16 protein-coding genes and 1 pseudogene are annotated in these 23,475 nt (G+C 40.8%); 6 read left to right on the top strand and 11 right to left on the bottom strand.

Annotated features, from left to right (window positions below; genetic code table 11):
• Nucleotides 1–596 (bottom strand): annotated as a pseudogene (locus tag DPG01_RS12055) (GGDEF domain-containing protein); the annotation flags it as partial.
• Between the two features lie 955 nt (nt 597–1,551).
• Here DPG01_RS12055 and kdpA point away from each other — a divergent pair.
• The 5 genes from kdpA to DPG01_RS12025 are packed head-to-tail and all read left to right on the top strand — an operon-like array spanning nt 1,552 to nt 9,297.
• Entirely contained in the window at nt 1,552–3,249 is a 1,698-nt protein-coding gene (kdpA, locus tag DPG01_RS12045; RefSeq protein WP_110975255.1) for a potassium-transporting ATPase subunit KdpA, read from the top strand.
• 16 nt (nt 3,250–3,265) lie between these two features.
• Nucleotides 3,266–5,278, top strand: coding sequence for a potassium-transporting ATPase subunit KdpB (gene kdpB / locus DPG01_RS12040; protein WP_110975254.1), 2,013 nt, complete (start codon nt 3,266–3,268; stop codon nt 5,276–5,278).
• Nucleotides 5,279–5,287: 9 nt separating this feature from the next.
• Nucleotides 5,288–5,923 (top strand): potassium-transporting ATPase subunit KdpC, encoded by a 636-nt coding sequence (kdpC, locus tag DPG01_RS12035; RefSeq protein WP_110975253.1) that lies wholly within the window; start codon nt 5,288–5,290, stop codon nt 5,921–5,923.
• 12 nt (nt 5,924–5,935) lie between these two features.
• A complete protein-coding gene (locus tag DPG01_RS12030) occupies nt 5,936–8,584 on the top strand; it encodes a sensor histidine kinase (protein WP_110975252.1) in 2,649 nt (882 codons plus the stop codon).
• A gap of 11 nt (nt 8,585–8,595) precedes the next feature.
• Nucleotides 8,596–9,297 (top strand): response regulator, encoded by a 702-nt coding sequence (locus DPG01_RS12025; RefSeq protein WP_110975251.1) that lies wholly within the window; start codon nt 8,596–8,598, stop codon nt 9,295–9,297.
• A 58-nt stretch (nt 9,298–9,355) separates the two neighbouring features.
• On the opposite strand, the gene DPG01_RS12020 is transcribed toward DPG01_RS12025, so the two are convergent.
• The gene (locus tag DPG01_RS12020; RefSeq protein WP_110975250.1) at nt 9,356–10,252 is read right to left on the bottom strand and encodes a LysR family transcriptional regulator; all 897 of its coding nucleotides are present in this window, start codon (nt 10,250–10,252) and stop codon (nt 9,356–9,358) included.
• A gap of 125 nt (nt 10,253–10,377) precedes the next feature.
• Here DPG01_RS12020 and DPG01_RS12015 point away from each other — a divergent pair, with 125 nt between their 5' ends.
• The gene (locus tag DPG01_RS12015) at nt 10,378–11,130 is read left to right on the top strand and encodes an SDR family oxidoreductase (RefSeq protein WP_110975249.1); all 753 of its coding nucleotides are present in this window, start codon (nt 10,378–10,380) and stop codon (nt 11,128–11,130) included.
• 133 nt (nt 11,131–11,263) lie between these two features.
• Here the strand turns inward: DPG01_RS12015 and DPG01_RS12010 are convergent, their stop codons facing one another.
• The 9 genes from DPG01_RS12010 to DPG01_RS11970 all read right to left on the bottom strand — a co-directional run bounded on the left by DPG01_RS12010 (nt 11,264) and on the right by DPG01_RS11970 (nt 23,259).
• The gene (locus DPG01_RS12010; RefSeq protein ID WP_086207762.1) at nt 11,264–13,270 is read right to left on the bottom strand and encodes an esterase/lipase family protein; all 2,007 of its coding nucleotides are present in this window, start codon (nt 13,268–13,270) and stop codon (nt 11,264–11,266) included.
• 131 nt (nt 13,271–13,401) lie between these two features.
• Complete coding sequence (locus DPG01_RS12005; RefSeq protein WP_086207761.1) at nt 13,402–14,304, bottom strand: ABUW_2363 family tetratricopeptide repeat lipoprotein; 903 nt, start codon at nt 14,302–14,304, stop codon at nt 13,402–13,404.
• Nucleotides 14,305–14,427: 123 nt separating this feature from the next.
• Nucleotides 14,428–15,237 carry a serine O-acetyltransferase gene (gene cysE, locus DPG01_RS12000; protein ID WP_086207760.1) on the bottom strand — a complete coding sequence of 270 codons (810 nt, stop codon included), beginning with the start codon at nt 15,235–15,237 and terminating at the stop codon, nt 14,428–14,430.
• A complete protein-coding gene (locus tag DPG01_RS11995) occupies nt 15,230–16,078 on the bottom strand; it encodes an RNA methyltransferase (protein ID WP_110975248.1) in 849 nt (282 codons plus the stop codon). Before DPG01_RS11995 ends, cysE begins: the two co-directional genes overlap by 8 nt.
• 34 nt (nt 16,079–16,112) lie before the next feature.
• Nucleotides 16,113–19,682, bottom strand: coding sequence for a DNA polymerase III subunit alpha (dnaE, locus tag DPG01_RS11990; protein ID WP_110975247.1), 3,570 nt, complete (start codon nt 19,680–19,682; stop codon nt 16,113–16,115).
• Nucleotides 19,683–19,864: 182 nt separating this feature from the next.
• Nucleotides 19,865–20,494 carry a hypothetical protein gene (locus tag DPG01_RS11985; protein WP_110975256.1) on the bottom strand — a complete coding sequence of 210 codons (630 nt, stop codon included), beginning with the start codon at nt 20,492–20,494 and terminating at the stop codon, nt 19,865–19,867.
• Between the two features lie 98 nt (nt 20,495–20,592).
• Nucleotides 20,593–21,288 carry a methionine ABC transporter permease gene (locus DPG01_RS11980; RefSeq protein WP_086207757.1) on the bottom strand — a complete coding sequence of 232 codons (696 nt, stop codon included), beginning with the start codon at nt 21,286–21,288 and terminating at the stop codon, nt 20,593–20,595.
• The gene (locus tag DPG01_RS11975) at nt 21,285–22,310 is read right to left on the bottom strand and encodes a methionine ABC transporter ATP-binding protein (protein ID WP_086207756.1); all 1,026 of its coding nucleotides are present in this window, start codon (nt 22,308–22,310) and stop codon (nt 21,285–21,287) included. The genes DPG01_RS11980 and DPG01_RS11975 overlap by 4 nt, the downstream gene beginning before the upstream one ends.
• A gap of 73 nt (nt 22,311–22,383) precedes the next feature.
• Nucleotides 22,384–23,259 (bottom strand): MetQ/NlpA family ABC transporter substrate-binding protein, encoded by an 876-nt coding sequence (locus tag DPG01_RS11970; RefSeq protein ID WP_110975246.1) that lies wholly within the window; start codon nt 23,257–23,259, stop codon nt 22,384–22,386.
• Nucleotides 23,260–23,475: the final 216 nt, after the last annotated feature.

Here is a 23,475-nt window from a genome sequence, read left to right as displayed (position 1 = left end):
GCTAAAGCCATACCAAGAAAGCTACTGAATGTATAAGTTCGATTTAAAAAAGTCCAATCAATAGAGATGTTTAGCCATGTAGTTACAATTATACCAATTAAACCACCGCACCAACCTGCAATCACAGCAGTATAAAATCTCATCCCGACAAAACCATAAATAATAACAATTGCATACATCATTGCAGCATGAAAAAGTACATTATTTTGACCTTGTTCCAATACATTGATTAATGTGAAAGTAAGAGCGACAGACCCTACAGATCCTAGACAAACATAATGTTCAAACCATTTATTCATTGTTGGAATAAATGAAAGAAACCATGCGAACAAAATGATTAAACCGACCCAACCATAAAACATGATCCATTCAGAACGTATTTCGGTTGGCAATATTTGGTAGGTCCCTATACATAGATACAAATATAGTCCTAAAATGATAGGGGCACGATAGCGAAATTCCAAAGCCGCCCCATTTCTGTATAGGTTTTTATAGATCGTCTCTAGCCCTTTAGGGAATCGAACCAAATTTAGTCCGCGAGCAATTAAAAGATCAATTTGCTCTTGTTTGAATAGTGTTGATGCTTCCAGTTTCATTCTATTTTTTATCCCCCCCAATATTTTTATCTTAAACAGGGATTACGCTTATATAAAATTACACTTAATTAATGAAAGTGTGAACTGTATGAAGAAAAATAATAACTTATAGTTAAAATAAGGACCCAAGAAAGCTATTTTTAGTTTTACTGTTTAACAAGAAAAATTAGCGATTTTATGGATAAGTGTACGATATTAACCTAAGACTAAGCTAAGAAATTAGCTTGAAGCAGAGAAGGGCCAAAAATATTGGTTTCGGTTACTACACTCGATTCATAGCCACAGTCTTGATGTTTGACAGTACCCCATTATTTTGTGTAATGGGTGATGAGTTCCTCACATTTGAAACTATCTATTGGAAATTTTTAAAGCAGAACTCCTCATATTGCAGAATTCGTTGTGCTTAGCTCAGTATTTCCACAATTATCTTTACAGCGCTAAATCCTGACGATAGTTGCCTATTCAAAAGTTTGTTATGTGAGCAGCGTATGTTTCACCTGATGAATACACATCAACTGGCTATATTTAGTGATGAACTTAAATACACTGTAAAGAGCACAAGATAGATTCAATGAGCTATCAGCGTAGCAATATGTAATCTGTTTCGTTGATTGAAAGGTGATAAATATGATCTAAGCCAATGCAATAAAATAAAAACTTTATTCAGCGTGCTCAACGGGGCATACACTTTAGTCACGAGCAAAACTTGACGTTTTTAGGCTATTTGGTAGGAATTTATGCATGTTTATGTGCTTACCAACTCTGCCATAAAAATAAGCCGATGATTCATGCTATGGAGGCATCAGCTTAAACAGGTTGCCCGTCTTGATGTATTTCTTGATGGATTATTTTAAATAAATTTACGCAAAATTTACGCGTCTTACTTTTTTCAATATAGAGAATTTACGCCCTCAATTTACATACTAAAGCTGACCTATTTTTAATGGCATATGCTATGTGGGAATTTATTTCAGTATTTATCCTTTCATTGCTGCTGGCTTATCCGTTAGGACACTATCTTGCGGATGTCATGCAAACCAAACCAATGAAGAGTGATAGCTTCTTTAAGTGGATTGAACAACCGATCTACGCGGTTCTCAATGTGAAGCAAGTGGGTATGAACTGGCAGCAATATTTGGGTGCTTTTGTACTCAGTAATATCTTGTTGTTAGTGGCGAGTGTCACTATTTTAATGACTCAAGCATGGTTGCCATTGAATCCTGATCATATTCCGAATATGAATTGGGATTTGGCTTTACATACCACCATTTCATTTCTGACCAATACAAATCAACAGCATTATTCAGGGCAAGCGCAACTGTCTTATCTATCGCAAATGACGGTAATTGTAGGATTGCAATATTTGTCGCCAATAATGGGGCTTGCTTTATTAGTCGCCATGTTAAGAGCATTATTCTTACAATTAGTTCAAGCAGAAGACTCAGAACAAAACAAATGGAATCGTATTAATCTGGGCAATTATTGGATGGATATCATTCGACCATTATTTCGATTCTTTATTCCACTTGGTTTAATTTTTTCTTTACTGCTCACTTTTCAAGGTGTGCCAGCAACCTTATCTGCGGGGCCAACAGCGCAGGTTTTAGATCAAAGTTCCGAGGTACAAACACAACATATTCCGCTCGGTCCTGTTGCGCCCATGGTTGCAATTAAACAACTGGGTAGTAACGGTGGTGGCTGGTATGGGCCAAACAGTACTGTGCCTTTAGAAAATCCAACGCCTTTATCCAATGTGATTGAGATGATTGCGATTTTACTGATTCCACTTTCTGCGGTGTTTATGGTTGGGCGTTTTATTCAACGTAAGAAACTGATGTGGATGATTTTTGGCACAATGTTGTTGATGTCACTTTCTTCAACGCTATTGACCCTGTGGGCTGAAAAATCTTCGCTCATTCCAAATATTGCTTTGATGGAAGGGAAAGAAGTTCGCTTTGGTGCTGAGGCATCGGCACTGTGGGGAAGTTTGACCACACAAGTCAACAACGGTTCTGTGAATATGATGCATGACTCTGCCTCACCACTGACAGGATTGGTTGAACTGTGCAATATGCTGATCAATGCCATTTGGGGCGGGATTGGTTGTGGTCTATTACAGTTCTTTATTTACCTATTTCTCGCAGTATTTATCGCAGGTTTGATGACAGGGCGTAGCCCTGAATTATTTGGGCGAAAAGTTGAAGTGACTGAAATTAAGTTATTAGCGCTAGTGATTCTCTTACAACCTGTGGTGATTCTTGGTCTGACGGCGATTGCCATAGCATTTCCATCGATTACAGGGAATTCCAATCCAGAGTTTCATGGTATTAGCCAAGTGTTTTATGAGTATGTCTCTGCCTACGCCAATAATGGCTCTGGTTTTGAAGGCTTAGGCGATAACACTTTATGGTGGAATCTGAGTGCCAGTATGGCTTTATTGGCAGGGCGTTATAGCGTGTTGATTATTCCAGTTTTGATCGCAGCGAGTTTAGCAACCAAACCGCAAGCAGCCGAAAGTAAGGGTTCTTTACATATTGAATCTCCAACTTTTGCGTTGACCTTGATTGGGATCGTGCTGATTCTGACCTTGTTGCAATTCATGCCAGTGTTGGTGATTGGGCCAATTGCTGACTATTTGTCGATAAAAGTTTAAGTGTGGAGCAAGCACAATGAAACATTCAAATGCGACACAACAGATGGATATCTTGAATAAAGAAATTATTCAGCAAACTTTCCATAAATTGCTACCTCAACATGCGTTTAAAAATCCAGTAATGGCATGTGTCTGGGTGGGAACAGTTTTAACCCTTGTTGCCACTTTGATGGGAAATACCAGTTTAGGTTTTGGATTGCTCCTGAGTTTGATTTTGTTGGTCACGGTCTTATTTGCCAATTATGCCGAGGCGGTTGCAGAAGCCAAAGGACGTGGACAAGCTGCATCTTTACGTCAAGCACGTGAAAATTTAACCGCAAATCGTATCCTCGATTTAAATGCTGTACCAACAGTGATTTCTGCCAATTTACTGAAAAAAGATGATCTAGTCATCGTCAAGGCAGGTGAAATTGTTCCTGCGGATGGTGAGATTATTCAGGGTTTTGCGACTATCAATGAATCGGCTGTCACAGGGGAGTCTGCACCCGTACTACGTGAAGCCAATACCGACCGTTCAGGCGTGATTGGTGGCACTAAGGTCTTGTCGGATGAAATTATTATTCGAGTCAGTAATGAGGCAGGGCATAGCTTCTTAGACCGTATGATTGCCTTGGTAGAAGGTGCCAACCGTCAAAAGACACCGAATGAGATCGCATTGAGTATTTTACTCAATATTATGACCATCACTTTTATTGTGGTGGTGCTGACCTTACCTGTGATTGGTTCAATGGTCGGGATCAAAATCAGTATGGTCTTGCTGATTGCACTGTTAGTATGTTTGATTCCAACCACGATCGGTGGTTTGCTGCCTGCAATTGGGATTGCGGGAATGAACCGCGCTTTAAAAGCCAATGTCTTAGCAAAATCAGGGAAAGCGGTTGAAGTTGCGGGTGATATTGATGTGTTGTTGTTGGATAAAACAGGCACGATCACCTATGGAGATCGCCAAGCCACCGCTTTTTATCCATTGGCAGGTGTGACACCAAGTGAGTTACGTCAAGCAGCAATGCTCACTTCTTTTGCTGATCCAACGCCTGAAGGGAAGTCGGTCATCAGTCTTGGGAAGGAATTAGGCGAAAGCATTCAAGAGCCGAAAGATGCCGAATTCATTCAATTTAGTGCCTCAACTCGTCTTTCAGGAGTAAATCTAGCAACTGGACAAACGATTCGTAAAGGTGCTGTCGATGCCATCCTTAACTTTACCCATCAAGAGATTAAAGACAATATTGAGCTGAAAACCCGTGTTGAACAAGTCGCCTCTAAAGGTGCAACACCACTTGTGGTTGCTTCGAATCACAGTATTTTAGGGGTGATTGAACTTTCAGATGTGATTAAACAAGGGATTAAAGAACGCTTTGCGCTGCTACGTGAGATGGGCATCAAAACCATTATGGTTACAGGGGACAATCCGTTGACTGCAGCAGCGATTGCCGCAGAAGCGGGTGTGGATGACTATATTGCAGAAGCGAGACCTGAGGACAAATTGGCTTGTATTCGTAATGAGCAAGCAGCAGGGAAATTGGTCGCAATGGTGGGTGATGGTACCAACGATGCACCTGCTTTGGCGCAGGCAGATATTGGTTTAGCCATGAATTCGGGTACGCAAGCAGCCAAAGAAGCTGGCAATATGGTGGATTTGGATTCTGATCCAACCAAATTGCTAGATGTGGTTGAAATTGGTAAACAGCAATTGATTACTCGTGGAGCATTAACCACTTTTTCGTTGGCAAATGATGTCTCTAAGTATTTTGTGATTTTACCTGCATTGTTTGCCGTGGCGATTCCACAACTTGGGGTACTGAATATTTTACAGTTGAGTAGTCCAAGCAGTGCCGTGATTTCCGCTTTGATCTTTAATGCTTTGATTATTCCAATGTTGATTCCATTGGCACTCAAAGGCGTTCAATTCAAACCTGCCAGTGCGCTGCAATTGTTACGCCGTAATATGCTGATTTACGGTGTAGGTGGTGTGATCTTTCCATTTATTGTGATCAAGCTGATTGACCTTGTTGTGTCATTGTGGATTTAGGAGTTGGAAATGAATACTTTATTGAGTCATGAGCAATTGAATCAACAGGACTTGGCATTATCTAATCAAGGACATTCAGTCCTACGTCCGAGTTTTGGTTTGATCGTGGTTGGTTTTTTCATTGCAGGCATGTTGTACGCTACAGCAAGTGTCTCCATTGCACAGTTGATCTTTCCCAAACAAGCCAATGGTAGTGTCATTGAATTGAATGGTAAAATTATTGGTTCAAGTTTGGTAGGACAAAACTTTGTTAGTGAACAATATTTCCATGGACGACCGAGTGCTGTAAGTTACAATGTCGATGGGATGGCAGGCAGTAATTTGGCGGTTTCTAATCCTGATTTGCAAAAACAAATTAAAGAGCGAACAGTGCAATTTGCCCAGAATAATCATATTACTGAGCAACAAGTGCCAAATGAGATGGTGACAGCATCAGGAAGCGGAATCGACCCAGATATTTCACCTGAAAGTGCTTTATTACAGGTGAAACGTGTGGCACAGCAACATCATTTGCCTGAGCAGCAAGTTCGTGATTTGGTACAACAACAAATTCAGCCTGCACAATTCGGCGTCTATGGGCAAGCGCGGGTCAATGTGCTACAGCTAAATTTAGCCTTAGATCAATTGTCATCGACCACACGTTGATAGAGCGTAATTATGCAGATCGACCGTAATAACAAAGCAGATGCATGGTTGGCACATAGTCAACGTGAACAATCTGGACGTTTGACCATTTTCTTGGGTGCAGCACCTGGAGTCGGGAAAACCTATGCCATGTTGACCCGAGCGCATGAATTGATGCAACAAGGGCAGCATGTGATGGTCGGGGTGGTTGAAACCCACGGTCGATCTGACACCGAAGCTTTGATTCAAGGGCTCAATGTGATTCCAAGAAAGTCTGTGGAATATCAGGGGCGAATGTTAGACGAGATGGATCTCGACCAAATTCTTAAATTAAAGCCTCAAATTGTACTCGTTGATGAACTTGCCCATCGCAATGTACCCAATAGTCGGCATGAATATCGTTGGCAAGATGTCAATGAGTTGTTGGATGCAGGCATTGATGTCTATAGCACCTTAAATATTCAGCATTTGGAAAGTCTGAATGATGTGGTTTTTCAAATTACGGGGATTCGGGTAACTGAAACCGTCCCCGATGCATTACTGAAACGTTTGAAAGATATTCGATTGGTTGATTTACCTGTTCCTGAATTATTAGAACGGATGAATCATGGCAAGATTTATTTCGCCGATGTTGCCCCTCATGCATTACAAGGTTTTTTTAAAGCTGCAAATTTGACGGCGTTACGTGATCTAGCGATTCAAACTGTTGCAGGGCAGGTCGATATTGATTATCGAGAAAAGTTTGTTGCACAAGGGCAGATCATCCCGATTCAAAATCATGTCATGTTGGCGATAGATGGTTCTGAGTTTTCAGAAGATTTGGTGCGCCGTGCCCATCGGATTGCGGAAAGACGCAATGCAACGTGGAGCGTCATTTCGATTCAAAAAAGTAAGGTTGAAACGACCCAAGCCTTTGCAGTGACAAAGGCTTTTAATCTAGCACGTAAGCTCGGTGCAGACACTTATTTACTCTATAGCAATCATATTGCATCGACCATTTTACAGGCAGCTTATGATTATGGTGCATCTAATATTTTGCTTGGCAAAAGTCCTCAAAAATCGCTATGGCAGCGTCTATTTTCAGATCATATTGCCGATCAACTGTTAGAGAAACAGCACCCTTTTGAAATCACCTTTGTTCAGCCTTTAAAAGCCAAAAATAATGAAAAGCGTTTGCAGACAAATGTGGCTCATTCATCTTGGCTAGAACAAGGTTTGGCGTTTAATCAACGTGAAGTAGTCGAAAGTATTATCATTGTATTACTGGGACTGATTGTGGCCGCAATCAGTGATCATTTTATTGGGTATAGTGATTTAGCCTTAATTTTTATTGTGACCGTATTACTGGTTGCGATACGCGCCCGCATGTTGATCACGATTATCAGCGTATTCATCTGTTTTCTACTCTACAACTATTTTTTTATCGAACCTCGATTTACCTTTATGATTAGCGCTGAACGAGGCGTGATTACCATCATTACGTTTATTGTCTCAGCCTTACTGGTCGGGCGTTTAGCCAACCAATTACGTGCGCAGGTCTTGAGTTTACGTGCTGCAAATTCAGTCTCATTACAGTTGCAAGAATTGGAAAGAAAACTATCGACCTGTGTGGATATTGAACAGGTATTAACCGTTGCCAAACAACATTTAGAAACCTCATTAAATGCGACGGTCTGGTTAAAAGTTGAAAATCAGTCTTTAGGTGATGTTTCTGCTTTAAATGAAAAAGATCAGATTGCCGCAGATTGGACGCAGAAGAATGCGAAACCCTGTGGACGTTTTACCAATACGCTGACCAATTCTGAGTGGTGGTTTATTCCATTAAATTTGGTGAAAGAATATGGCGTAATTGCGATTCGCTTTCATCAAAATGCTCAAACCATCAGTTTTGAATTGCAACGTTTAACTGAGTTGATGATTGAAGATATTGCGCAAACTGTTGCTCGGGTTCAACTGTCTTTACAGTTAGAAAATTCTCGTGTGGTGGCTGAAACGGAAAAGTTGCGTTCCGCCTTACTTTCTTCGGTCTCGCATGATTTACGTTCACCCTTAGCCGCGATGATTGGTTCAGCAGATACGCTTAAATATTATGGCGAACAGATGCCTGAAAGCGATCGCCATGAATTATTAGACACTATTCACATTGAAGGGGAACGACTGGATCGTTATATACAAAACCTATTGGATATGACTCGATTAGGTCATCAGGGTTTGACTTTAAGTCGTGCTTGGATCGGTGCAGATGAACTGATTGGCTCGGCAACTCAACGACTGAAACGCTATCAGCCTGAGGTGAAAATCGAAGTTGCTTTGGCGGAAGAACTTCCGCAATTGTATGTGCATCCTGCTTTGATTGAACAAGCCATTTTTAATGTCTTGGAAAATGCCGCTAAATTTTCACCAAATGATGTTCCGATTGAAGTGAAGATTCAGCAAGAGGAACAATTTCTGCAAATTGACATTATCGATCAAGGGATTGGCATTCCCGAAGATGAACGCGAGCAAATCTTTGATATGTTCTACACCATGCAGCGTGGTGATCGTGGTAAAACGGGAACAGGTTTAGGACTGGCGATTGTCAAAGCCATTATTGGCGCACATATGGGCAGTATCGAAGCATTTGCTGGAACAGATGGTCAAGGCACCTTAATTCGCATACGATTACCGTTACATCAGGATTAAAATTACTATTTATGCCGCAAACAATCCATCCGAATGCATCAATTTTAATTATTGATGATGAACCTCAAATTCGAAAATTTTTAGACATTGCCTTACGTGCGCAAGGTTATCAGGTGCATGTTGCTGAAAATGGCATGAAAGGCTTAGAAATTTTGGCAACACGGGGTGCGGATTTACTGATTTTAGATTTGGGTTTACCTGATATGGAAGGACAGCAGGTGTTGACCGAGATGAGGCAATGGTCAGATATTCCTGTGATTGTGTTATCTGCCCGTCCTGATGAAAATCAAAAAATTAAATTGCTCGATGCAGGTGCAAACGACTATGTCACCAAACCGTTTAGCATTCAGGAATTATGTGCCCGTATTCGAGTGATGTTTCGTAATAAACCACAACAGTCTGAACAGAATATTGTATTTGATGATGGTCAATTATCTGTGGATGTGGCTGAACATGTAGTGAGGTTCGTGAATGAAGAAATTATTCTGACCAAAAAAGAATTTCAACTGTTAGCATTATTGATTCGCCATCAGGGTAAGATCGTTACGCAAAAGCAAATTATGACCGAGTTATGGGGAATTAGCCATGAAGACGATACCCATTATCTTCGAATCTTGGTGAAAAAACTCCGTACCAAAATTGGAGATTCTGCAGTTACTCCAAAATATATTTTTACCATTGCAGGCGTGGGGCTACGATTTTTGGAAAGATAAGGTATTGGTATTTTCTTGCTTATCTAGGTTGAATATTGATTCATAAAAAGACCCAAGATTATACGATGGGATGATCCTTAAACAATTGTAATATCCATTCAATAAAGACTTTTTGTTTAGGTGAAACCAATCTTTTAGACGGATAGAGCAGAGACACAGGCATAGACGGTACAGTATAGTGTTCTAAAATTCGGCAAAGCAATCCTTGTTCTAGCACTTTGATATGAGCATAGTGAGGCACTTGAATAATCCCAAAATGCTGTTGGGCTGCGGCTGAATAGGTATTTGCTCCGTTGACTTGAATATTGAAAGGCAAGTCATAAAGTTGCGTTTTGTTTTGAATGATAAATTCGAGTGGCAGATGTTTCTGGCGTGCACTTGAATAGAAGCCCACCATAAAATGCTCATGCAGATCATCTAAATGATTTGGAGTACCGTGCTTTTCCAAATACCTTGGACTCGCAAGAGTTATTTGTTGCAAATGACCTAAGTGTCTTACAATTAGTTCACTCTTGTTCAGTTGTCCAATACGAATAACACAATTAATGCCTTCCTTAATCACATCGACATAGCGGTCACTTTCTGTCAGTTGTACCTGAATGCCAGGATATTCACTTTGAAACTTATGCAGATGAGGCAAAATAAAATACGCAGCAAACACTCCATGTACTTCTATCTTTAAGGTTCCTTGAGGTTTTGCATTGAGAAAATCATGATCTGATTCATTGATATAGTCCAAGATATACTTACAACGTTCGTAATAAATTTGACCTTCATCAGTTGTTCGTACCTGACGCGTGGTACGAAATAATAAGCGTGTGTTGAGCTGTACTTCCAGTTGCTTAATGGCATCGGTGAGAGTTGAACGGGGTAAGTTCAGTATCTGTGCAGCCTTGGTAAAGCTTTGTTGCTCTACAACGTGTACAAAAGCAGACAGCGCATTTAACTTATCCATCTTTTTGTAGATCCTTTGTTCGGCTAATTCGGATAAAGATGTCAGAACTGGCTAGATTATCTTGCTATTTATGAACAGTATCATAGAACGTATCCCATGATAAGTTTCACTCGATGAGGTCATCAATGAATACAGCAGTGCAAGAAAAACAGAAAAAAGTAATTTTAATTACAGGGGCCTCAAGAGGTATAGGGGCATTTACAGCAAGTTTATTGGCCCAGCAAGGACATAGCATCATCATTAATTATGCCAATAATGATCAAGAGGCAAATGCTGTGGTGCAAAAAATTCAAGCGAATGGTGGAACAGCAACAGCATTTAAGGCAAATATTAGCCATTCAGATGAAGTGACTCAGTTATTTGATTATGCAATTCAGACTTATGGCAGACTGGATGTGCTGATGAATAATGCAGGCATTATGCGACTCAATAAAATTGAAGACGTGGATGATGAAACGATTGATCAACTTTTGGCAATCAATCTAAAAGGACCATTATATACCATGCGTGAAGCGGCCAAGCGCTTGGCTCATGGCGGTAAAATTATTAACTTATCCAGCAGTGTTGTGGGTATGAAGCTTGAGACTTATGGTGTTTATACTGCGTCAAAAGCTGCCATAGAGTCTTTAACTGCGATTTTAGCCAAAGAGTTAAGAGGTAAAAATATTACGGTGAATGCGATTGCACCAGGGCCAACAGCAACAGCGCTTTTTCTCGAAGGGAAAAGTGATGAACTGATTGCACGGCTAATTCAGGCGGCGCCTTTAGAGCGTTTAGGTACAGTTGAGGATATTGCTGCTGTATTAGATTTTGCAGTCAATGAAGGAAGTAATTGGGTCAATGCCCAAATACTTCGGGTCAATGGTGGGATTGTTTAAATAAAAATTGTAGTATCCCACGAATACAAGGGTTGAGAAGTATTGTAGTTGGCTGTACCTATTAACGACTTCAACTGTTGATATAAACGAAGTAAATAAAAAAAGCCTAAACAAAAGTTTAGGCTTTTTATGATCAAGGTTTATATAGTCCCAATTCTGTAAGGTGTAGCCGCAGAATACGGCGCAACTCAAGTACCGCTTCAGGGGTTTCCTGAATAGAATGTCCACCTTTAATAATTTTCTCAGACAATGCCCCATCCAGATGGGCACTGGTATAAGGTACGACATCATCAGTAATCACATTGATATCATTACTGTTGGTCATATTTCCCATAATACTGTGAAATTTCATCCCCTTATATGGAACAATATTTTTAGTTAACTGAGTAAATTTAGAGTTTTTACTGAGGTCGCTTGGGCCATTTTGAATTAACCCATTATCTATATCTTTGATAAATGCTTGTAGATCAGGGTCACTACTTTGTAATACATCAGTTAATGCACCTAAAAAAGCACCTGGTAGTTTAATTACTTTACGCGCAGCAAGGGTAAACCAACGGTCAGCAAATTCTGTTCCTCGATGTGGTGCTGCCAAGAAAATGGCACGACTAAAGTTTGGAATTGGCTGAATATCTAAGCGTGATTTAAATAATGGATCATTTTTAAATTGTTTGGCGCGCCAATCTGGAAGTAATTTGATTGCTGCAGATGTTAAGTCTGCATCACTGACTAAAAGCCGCGCAATAATGCCCCCCATGCTATGCCCAATCAGCACTGCGTCTTTTTTTGCAGAAGCTTTGTTATCGACTTGACTAAAAGCTTGTTGGATCACTGCATAAATTTGAAAGCGACTCTCCAGAATAGGCATGTTTGTGGAGTAGAAAACCTGCCACACTTGGTAATGCTCACGCAATACAGGGTCACCCATTACATCGTTGGTTAGACGAATCCATGCCTCAGGACTGCTTGCAAGACCGTGAATAAGAACGATGACTTTCTTGTTCGGGTTATAAGGTTCAAGCATATACAAATGAGGCATGGTCAGGCGTTCATCACGATCTATCAGTGACAAATAAGCAGACTTACCTAGATTATTTTGTGCCAGCCATAAGCCATATGGTGCTGAAAAATTTGCTGCCAGTGGATAAGTCTTTCCAGCTATTTCAGCAGTTTCATATTTATATGGATCATAGGCTGTCATCTCAAACTCTGGACTATTTAAGATTTCATCCACACTTGCCGCAGAACGAGGTTGGGCTGTGATGGTCGCTGCTAAATAACGAGCATTATGAATATTGGGATTATGACCATTTGTATACTGATGATGTAATGGATCAACAATATATTTTGTTTTTTCAGGTGAGATGTCGTGAGGTTCTGCAGGCAGTACAATTAAAAACTCAGAACCAAATCCATCTCGACGGGTAATTGAACGCAAACCTGAAAAGTTCAAATTATACGTCGACATGAGTTGTTCAATTTTTTGATTTTTTAAAAGGGAATATTTGTCGAAATTAATGCGATAAATGCTTTTGCCGACTTGGATTTGGGTCGTAACATCTGAAGGCTCATAACGTAAACCATAAGCACTAACTAGTTTGGCAATTGCTTGGTTATAAAAGTCCCGAAGTTGTACTTGACGGTTATCAAAAATTCGATCTTGTGGGCCACGTTTAGTTTTAAACATATAAGCATAACTATAGCGAATACTTTTATCGAGCATGCCGAGCTGTTGATCTAAACAGTTTTGGTAATTTTGCTTTTGAACAGCCTTTTTTTCTTCTGACTGCGTCTTAGCCAAAATACTGATTTTACATGCAGATGATTTTTCTAAAGAAAGTGCTTTAGCAAGATAAAGTTCACTTGCCGTTGATAGTAATTGCTCATCCTGAATTTGGGGAATTTGTTTGAGTTCGTTCACACATTCCTCAGGCTGTTCAGAACAGACTTTGGCTTCTCTGCCTGTCATAGATAATACATTCAGACTTGCTTCACTGAGTTTATCGCGCGTTAAAATACTTTCACGTTCGTTATTAATGGTGACGTTCAGTGATTGATTTTTTACACTGACCACTTGGCAACCACTCAAGATAGAAATCAGAGCAGTGAGCATTAAGGTGCTACGGATGTATTTAGGCATAAACGAGTCTACTGCGATCTATTTTTTTGAATTTTTTAAATCATACGATAATTCTCGGATTTATCAATTCGCTCAAAAAAAATAGACCGAAAAGTTCGGTCTATTTTAGAGTGTGTTACAAAAGTAGCGAATTATTTGCTCGTATTTAATACTTGCCAAACATTCCAACGACCTTGTTTTTCAATTTCAGTAATCAAGCGATCTGCAACTTCAGCTTCTTGAGGGTATTTCAACTTGTAGTTTTTCAGCGTTTGCACCGCATTCTTCTTCTGTTCCATCGCGATGTAGTTATTTGCACTCGCTAAATAAGCTTCTTGAACACCAGACTTCATGGCTTTATCTAAATACGGCATAGCTTCACGTTGACCACCCCCTTCAGACAGGGCAAAACCAAACCAGAAGTTTGCTTCAGGGTCTTCTTGATTAAGCTTTAAAATACGCTGAGCATAAGTTAAAGATTTGGTGGTATACACGGAACCTAAGTCTAAATTACGAGCCATAACGCTAGCTTTGAATGCACGAATGAGTACATCAAATGATGCATTGTCTTTTGATGCCAACGTATCTAACTGCTGGGTCACTTCTTTTAGTTTTGACTCAAAACCTTTACGTTCTTGGCGCTCTGTAAAACGAGGTGGGTAATGGCGTGCTTTACCTTCAACCAACTGCAAGAAGTCATCAATTTCAGTGATGTCGACTTCGTTGTCACCTGCCAGCACCGCGTATTTCAACTGACGTTCTTTGCTGTTAACAGTCGGAATAATCAACTTGTTGGTGTCTAAAACCATTTTCTTCGATGGATCATCAGAACGTGTCACTTCCATCTTGGTTACAGGTTGTGAAGCAGCCTTTTTTAAATTAATTTCAAACGGAGGAGGCGCATCATAGTTAAATGGATTTAATGCGTAAAACGGTGCAGTTAATTCAGGCTCAGTAAACACAATGGTATTGTTATTATTTTTCGGTGGTGTTGTGCTACACGCTGTTAAAAACGACACTGTAAGTACAGCAACCGCTAAGGGTTTAAGCATCATAAGGTTCATCCATTCATTATTTTAAGAAGTGGTGTAAAAGGCATGTCCGTCAGTCTAAGAAAACTCTGAGGAACATGCAAGGCTTGCTATAGGCTGGTTTTCAAAAACTAACACTTTTCATGTTTAATCATTTGATGGAGTGCTTTGAGCTTCACATTCACGGCGAACGTCTTCCAAAATTTTCAGTTCTTCAGCACTAAAGGGTTGTTCATTTTGTTGCTGTTTTTTAAAGGTTGGATCAAGTAACGACAAACGTTGGCATAAGGTATTCATACGTTTTTCATTCAACTGAATACGGTCGAGCAGGACGCGCATGCCTTCAAGTATAGGATCGGACTGGTCTTGCGTTGCAGCATAAGCTTGGAAGCCGATACTTTCTGCATAATCACGACGATGTGTTTCAGCCTCATCTTTTGGTTTATCTTTTGATATGAAACGCGCTGGGTTGCCAACGGCAGTGGTATCGGCAGGTACTGCTTTTGTCACAACTGCATTTGAGCCAACTTTCGCATTCTTACCGACTGTAAAGGGGCCTAAAATTTTAGCGCCTGCACCAACAACTACGCCGTCTTCTAAAGTCGGATGGCGTTTGCCTTTATTCCAAGTTGTACCGCCTAAAGTTACGCCGTGATAGAGGGTTACATCATCGCCAATTTCAGCTGTTTCACCAATCACAACGCCCATGCCGTGGTCGATAAAAAAACGACGACCAATTTTAGCACCTGGGTGAATTTCAATACCTGTTGCAAAACGGCTGAAAGAAGACAATAAGCGTGCAGAGCCCTTACATTCCTTTTTCCATAATTCATGCGCCATACGGTGCATGATCAACGCGTGGATACCTGGGTATGTGGTTAGAACTTCTAAAGTGTTTCGTGCTGCAGGATCGCGCGCGAATACAGCTTGTACATCTTCTTTGAGCTGTTTAAGCATTAGATTGATCCTCTATTTGATCCGTATTTGACTTTTTCCATGTGCCATTATTTAAGGCTTGTACACGACTAAAAATACCACGAAGTAAATGATATTCCATACGATCTAATTGTATACGTCCAAAAAGGCGACGCAAGCGTAAAGGCAATAATCGTGGATTTTTTGGATCTAAAAATTCAATTTCAGCCAACATTTTTTCAATGTGTGGATAGAACTGTTCCATTTGCTCATGTGTGACCAAAGGCTCATCCCACTGCATGGACTCTGTATCTGTCACAGGCATGGTTGCAGTTTCATCTTCACCACTTTCTACAGCAGCCAAAGTTGCCATACGCATTTCATAACAGATGACCTGAATAGCTTGGGCTATATTCAGTACGCCATAGTCTGTATTGACTGGAATAGTAACGTGGTAGTTGGCCATCGCCAGTTCTTCATTGGTCAGTCCGCGGTCTTCACGACCAAAGACCACAGCAACCTCTTGTTGATCACTCACCACTGCTGAAATTGATTTTTCTGCCGCAGGACGTGCGTCTAGCAAAGGCCAAGGAATAGTACGACTACGTGCACTGGTACCAAACACTAAATGGCAGTCTTTGATGGCATCGGCAAGGGTTTCAACAATTTCAATCTGCGCGATTAAATCAGTTGCACCCGCTGCTAAAGCATCAATATCGGGATGTGGATAGGTTTTTGGCGCAACCAAAACCAGCTTTGAGAGTCCCATTGTTTTCATGGCACGTAATGCGCTTCCAATGTTCGCAGGGAGTGTAGTATTGACCATGACAATACGCACATGGGAGAGATGCGCTGAAACAGCGGCATTGTCAAATTGGCTCATGATTTTTCCAATGAATTTTAAAATTTGAAAATATTTAAGAGAACTGACCGACCTCAGCCTGATATAAGTCCATGGCATCATCCATGCTCATATCCGCAGGTGGCGGTGGTACATCTACGGGTTTGGCTTCTTCATAGCTGACCGCTTTGGCAGCTTTAGATTTGACTTGATATTCCACATGAAGATTTTCTTTACCAAAATAGTCACGAAGTTTAGACAGCAGTTCATCTAGCGGTGCCACTTTCCAATTGATCCCTAAGTGCAATTCAGCCGTGGCATACGGGTAGTCCAACAGTAATTGTAGCGGAATGTGATTACACATATCGACATTACAGAAGGGTGCAAGAATATTTTTCAAATCTTGGTTCAGTGCTTTCGTACTATGCGTTGGGTCAAGGCGAATTTGAATACAGTTGGCACGTTTTTGGCGAATTTCATTTAGGGTAAATGCTTTGGTCAAGCGTCCCATTGGACGGTCAAAGCCTTCACGCTCGTAAATTTCACCTTCAATCACCACCACTTTTTCATTTTGAATGATGTCTTTAAAACGCATAAAGCGTTCATGATTCGCAGAGACTTCAATTCGGGAGGTACCATCATCTAAGGTGACCATCATTCGGTTTGGAAAGTTGGCTACATCGACTACAAGACCAGCAAAAACAGTGGTTACCCCACGACGTGTAGGGGTGAGTTCATTGATTTTATTTGGAATAAATGCTTTCAGCTCTGCACGGTATACATCAATTGGGTGACCAGTTAAATACAAACCTAAGGTGTCTTTTTCACCTTTGAGACGGACTTCATCTGACCACGGTTTCACAGGTTTGGCAGGTTTACGCTGTACTTCTTCAACCTCACCAAACAAGTCCATGATGCCTGTTTCACGGTTTGAACGAGCTTGCTCCGCCGCTTGTACTGCTTCTGGAAGTTGCGCCATTAAACTGGAGCGCTCAATGCCGAGGCAGTCTAAAGCACCTGAGCGAATTAATGCTTCTAAAGTCCGTTTATTGATTTTTTTCAGATCAATACGATGGCAGAAATCAAACAAGTCACGATACGGCCCATCTTGGATACGCGAGTCAATGACTGACTGCATCGCGGCTTCACCGACGCCTTTAATTGCACCGAGTCCATAGACAATCGTTTTGTCGTCCGAAGCATGGAATTGATAGATAGACATATTGACCGAAGGTGGCAATACATCTATATCATTGTGTCGACAGTCATCAATCAAGAACACCACGTTATCGGTGTTTTGCATTTCCGATGACATCACTGCTGCTAAGAATTCAGCTGGATAATGCGCTTTGAGCCATGCGGTTTGATAGGCAACCAGTGCATAAGCTGCGGCATGTGATTTGTTAAAGCCATAACCTGCGAACTTTTCCATATAGTCAAAGATATGGTTGGCAGTTGCTTCATCAATGTCTTTTTTGGCTGCACCTTCCGTGAAAATTTGGCGCTGTTTGACCATTTCTTCGGGCTTTTTCTTACCCATCGCACGACGTAGTAAGTCCGCACCACCTAAGCTATAGCCCGCACAATACTGTGCTGCCTGCATCACCTGTTCTTGGTAAACCATAATGCCGTAAGTCGGTTCAAGTACACCTTCAAGTAGGGGATGGAGATATTCAAACTCGCCGCCATGCATACGGTGGATAAAGTCTGGAATCAGGTCCATCGGACCTGGACGGTAAAGGGATACAAAGGCGATAATTTCTTCAAATTTGCTTGGACGTGCTTCCTTGAGCATTTTTTTCATGCCCACGGATTCAAACTGGAAGACCGCTGTGGTGTTGGCATTGGCAAAGATGAGGTATGCATCTTTGTCATCAAGCGGAATGAAAGCAATGTCTAAAGGCACATCGAGCTTAATGCGCTTATTGATATTCTTCACGGCATCTTCAATAACCGTTAAGTTACGTAGACCCAAGAAGTCGAACTTTACTAGACCAGCAGATTCAACGTCGTCTTTATCGTATTGCGCAACACGGCCTGTACCATCTGCGTCACATAAGACGGCAGAAAAGTCGGTAATTTTAGTTGGGGAAATAACCACGCCACCTGCGTGTTTACCTGTGTTACGGGTAATGCCTTCGAGTTTTAATGCCATTTCCCAAATTTCAGCAGCATCGTCATTGTCTGGGTTGGATGGATTGGTGACAATGTCTTTAAGTTGTGGCTCTGCTTCAATCGACTCTTCGAGGCTTAAACCTAAAGGTTTGGTCGGAATCATTTTTGAGATTCGGTCTGCCAAACCATAGGATTTACCCAAGACACGTGCCACATCACGAATAGCACCTTTGGCTGCCATGGTACCAAAAGTAGCAATTTGTGATACTGCATCGCGTCCGTATGTACGCGCCACATAGTCAATTACACGATCACGACCAGCAATACAGAAATCGACATCGAAGTCGGGCATTGAAACACGTTCTGGGTTTAAGAAGCGTTCAAACAGCAGCCCGTATGGGAGAGGATCGAGATCTGTAATTTTTAAGCTGTAGGCAACAAGCGAACCTGCACCTGAACCACGGCCTGGACCAACGGGCACGCCATTACCTTTGGACCATTGGATGAAGTCCATGACAATCAAGAAGTAGCCCGGGAAACCCATTTTAAGAATGGTCCCGATTTCATACTCTAAACGATCATCATATTCTTTACGTTTTTCAGGCCAGTATTCATCACGCGTTTCTGGTGGATATAAAAAGTCTAAACGCTCTTCTAAACCCTCTTTGGATAAATGTGCAAAGTAGGTGTCAATGGTATGGCCTTCAGGGATAGGGTAGTCAGGCAGAAAGTATTTACCTAATTGCAGGGTAACGTTACAACGTTTGGCAATTTGATAAGTATTTTCAATTGCAGAGGGAATGTCTGCAAATAATTCCGCCATTTGTTGGCCAGATTTAAAATATTGCTCTGGAGAGTAATTTTTTGGTCGGCGGTTATCCCCTAGTACATAACCATCGGCAATACAGACCCGGGCTTCGTGTGCTTCAAAGTCGATTTCTTTCATGAAGTGCACATCGTTGTGCGCAACCACACCTATGTTATATTTTTTAGCCAGTTTTAAGGCTTCATAGTTGAAGTCTTCTTCACCTGAACGGCCTGTTCGGCATAGGGCCAAATAAACCCGATTGCCAAACTTTGCAATCCATTCTTCGAGTAAAGGTTCGGCTTTTTGCGGATTTGATGTACAGAGCATTTTGCCGACATCAGATTGCATGCCAAGTAGGGCAATCAGGTCGTGGTTTTGCGCTAAAATCCAGTCTTTTGCAACGCAAGGAATATCAAGCTGTTGACCACGGATAAAACCCTCGGAAACCAGTTCAGTCAGATTACGCCAGCCAACATTGCTCGTCGCCAATAAAGTTACGCGATGTTCAGCATCGTTCAAACGAACTTCTGAACCCATAATTGGTTTGATGCCATTATCTAAGCATTTACCATAAAACTTTACAGCAGCATGTAAGTTAGATAGGTCAGTAATGGCAAGGGCTGGCATACCTTCTGCCTTAGCAGCTTTGACTAAATCAGGTATACGTACAATTGATTCTGTGATTGAAAATTCTGTATGAATACCAAGATGTACAAAGTGCATAAGTGAGTCCCTGCAAAAACCGCTAAATAGTTTAACATGCTCTGCCTTCATTCTGAGTGCGATTCAAATGAATTGGCAAAATTTAATAGCATCTAGCGTTTGGACTGTATATTTTATTGTCAGTGAGTTCAAAACAACTTAGAAAAGGCAATGGCAGTCCTTGTTCTTGGCATAAAAAGATTTTAGCAGGCCACCGCTTGCTGAATGGCAAAACTGTTTAGCCGTCCATTTTTAAAACTAAAGTTGAGATAAGCCGTGTAGGGTGGGGCAAAGTCTTGCGGTTCTTTCAAAAAAGCTTTGATTTCACTGAGCTGCAAGAGCAGGACTTGAGCTTCACCTGATGCTGCCATGCCGTGTGCACTGTATTTAAAGTCTTGTTTAAATTGCTGCAAAGTATAATTGGGCGTGATTTGAATATTTTGTACGCGTATGTTTTCGCTCATCGCTTGAGTGCTTTTCCAGTCAAGCCAAACCCGGCCTTTGATTTGTCCGAGTTGTTTGAAATTCGCTTTGTCTTTATAGAATTTTTCAGTCTGAATCTTGGGATTATCTTCGTTAAAAATTTCAAACTTTAGGGTTTTGTATTGGGCATTTGCAGTACTGTATTCATAGTTGCCTGTGCATTCGGCATATTGTTTGCTGACTTTTCCATTCGATTGAGCGAATAATTGACTGACTTGATGTGCTGTCACAGGGGCATTCAGTTCGACCTGATTCACTTTCACACTGGTGACGTAGTCATACGTATTTGGCACTGCATGACTGAGTATCGGCAAAAGACTTATATTTAGAAATAAAATGGGTGTTTTCATGGTGATGATTTTAAAGTCGTAATTTTGAATTCTTTGTGTTGTCATTCTATAAAATTTAAATCTGAAAAAAAGCTCTCAATATTGAGAGCTTAATTTTGTTAACGCAGTTTAGACAGCCAATCTCCAACGGATTGTACAATTTGTACCATGATCAACAGCACAATCACCGTGAGTATTACAACACTAGTATCAAAACGTTGATAACCATAAGAAATCGCAAGATCACCAATACCACCTGCACCTACTGCACCAGCCATCGCGGTTGCGCCAATTAAGCTAATCGTGGCTGTGGTTAAGTTCAAAATCAGTGAACTACGTGCTTCAGGTAAAATAAACTTAAAAATGATTTGTAGCGGTGTTGCGCCCATGGCTTGAGCAGATTCGATAATTCCTTCATTCACTTCAAGCAATGACGTTTCGACCAAACGACCAATATAGGGTCCAACATAGATCGTAAGAGGAACAATTGCCGCCCACGTGCCAATCGAGGTGCCTACGATCAGTTTAGTTAAAGGTAGAACTGCAATGAGCAAGATAATAAAGGGTAGAGAGCGCAGGGCATTCACAATCGGGTTAAGAATGTGATAAATCGCTTTGTTGGGCAAAATACCATCTGGGCGTGTCACCAATAAAATGATGGCCTGAATAAAGCCCCAAATACAGCCAAATAGCATTGCAAAAAACACCATATGAAAGGTTTCTTGCAAAGCGGTAATGAACTGATCAATAGATAGTGAACTTTTCCAAAACGGCGCGGTAATTTGAGTTAACCACTGGACAATTAAATCTCTCATGCCAGTTCTCCTGATTGCTCAACAGCCACACCATGCTGTTTTAAAAACTCCACTGCTTCAGTAATTAAAGTTTCATCCCCTAATAACTGAACAAACATTTGGCCAATCACATTGCCATCAATTTCAATCATGTTGGCAAATAGGATATTGAGACTAATATCAAACTGTTTAATTAAATTTTGGATCACGGTTTCATGTGCAGACTGACCAAGGAACTGTAAGCGATAAATACTGTGATGGTGCTTATGTTCCAAATTATTCAGCAGTTTAATCGGTAGCTGTTGATGCAAAATGGTTTGGATAAAATTCTGTGTTGTTGCATGTTGTGGGCGACTAAATAAGTCCACCGTTTTGCCTGTTTCAACTACTTTGCCGAGTTCCATCACGGCTACATGTGAGCAGATGCTTTGAATCACATCCATCTCATGTGTCACCATGACGATGGTAATGCCTTGCTCTTGATTGATTTTTTTGAGCAAGTCTAAGACCGACTTGGTGGTTTGTGGGTCTAGTGCAGAAGTTGCTTCATCACAAAGTAAAATTTTAGGGTGGTTGGCAAGCGCACGAGCAATACCGACACGTTGTTTTTGACCACCCGAGAGCTCGTCTGGATAAGCTTCTTTTTTATGCTTGAGGTCAATAAACTCAAGTAGTTCATTTAAACGTTTTTCACGTTCAGCTTTGCTATAACCTAAAAGTTTCATTGGCATTTCAATATTGGCTGCAACAGTTTTGGTCTGCAGTAAATTGAAATGCTGGAAAATCATGCCAATATTTGCACGTTCTTGACGTAATGCTTTTGCATCTAATGCAGTAAAGTCTTTTTGATTGATAATCACTTGGCCTTGGGTTGGGCGTTCAAGTAAATTGATCAATCGAATGAGGGTACTTTTACCTGCACCACTATAGCCAATAATGCCAAAAATACTGCCTTCTGGAATGTCCAAATTGATTTGGTCCAGTGCAGGAATGGTTTGGCCTTTCAGCTGATAGTGCTTTGAAATGTTTTTAAATTGAATCATATCGTCAAAAACTACACAAAAATGAAAAAACAGGCAAAGAGACTTTGCCTGTTTCGTTGATTTGATTATATTACTATTTAGCTTGAGTAAGGTAGCTTACTGGCTTGTTCACATCAATTTTTGTACCACCAAAATGCTCTTGAACATATTTGCCTACTGCAGCGACATGGTAAAGCTCACCGACTTTTTTCAGTACTGGATCGTTTTGACGTGCTTCAGCCACAGCAAGAACGTTGACGTTCATTTTCGTGGTTTGGTCGATTGGCTCATAGTAAATCGCATCTTTCAATACGTTTAGGCCACCTTCCATTGCAAGGGTATTCCCCAAAACAATTGCATCAACTTCGTCTTTCACACGAACAGCCGTTGCCATTTGAATAGGCTTAATCACCAATGCTTTTTTATTTTCAACGATGTCTTGAGATGTACCTTTCACAAAGTCAAAGTCATTTTTTAACTTCACGAGACCCGCAGATTGTAATAATAACAATGCACGTGATTCGTTCGCACCGTCATTTGGAATCGCAATCGTTGCACCATTTTTAAATTCAGCCAGTGTTTTTACTTTGCTTGAGTAAATACCCATTGGCTCTAGGTAGGTGGTAGAAAGCGGAGCAATCTTCGCTGTGTTTGCTTCGTTGTAGGCAACCAAATAAGCATAAGATTGGAATGCGTTGACATCGACTTCATTGTTTGCAACAGCAGTGTTCATTGCAACATAGTCAGTGAAGTTTTTAATGTCTAATTTTAAACCTGCTTCTTTGGTTTCTGGCAAAGTTGCAATATAGCGCCAAATGTCCGCATCAGACCCTGTCGATGCGATAGTTACTGTTTGCTCAGCAGTGGTTGCTGTATCCTTTTTAGTTGCATCTGTTGCAGGTGCTTCAGGTTTACTACAACCTGTTAAAACAACAGATAAACCCAGTGCAATTCCTAGAATTTTTTTCATTTTTTCTTCCCGAGTAAGCATCCAAATGAGGTATCACTTACCTGAACTATAGAGAGATTAATTGATTTTAAATCAGACATTCCTGATTTGATGCATAAGACTGTAATGTGTGTTTTGCAAGCTTGCAATGCTATATCAGTCGTATATGTTTCCTTCATATTTAAAAAATGATGCTTTTCAAATAACGAGTAACATATATGCTCAATCGTTAAATTT

It is taken from the genome of Acinetobacter sp. WCHAc060042 (assembly GCF_003231195.1).
GTDB lineage: Bacteria > Pseudomonadota > Gammaproteobacteria > Pseudomonadales > Moraxellaceae > Acinetobacter.
Note: the sequence above shows the minus strand (reverse complement) of the source record. Positions and strands in the feature narration are given on the sequence as shown.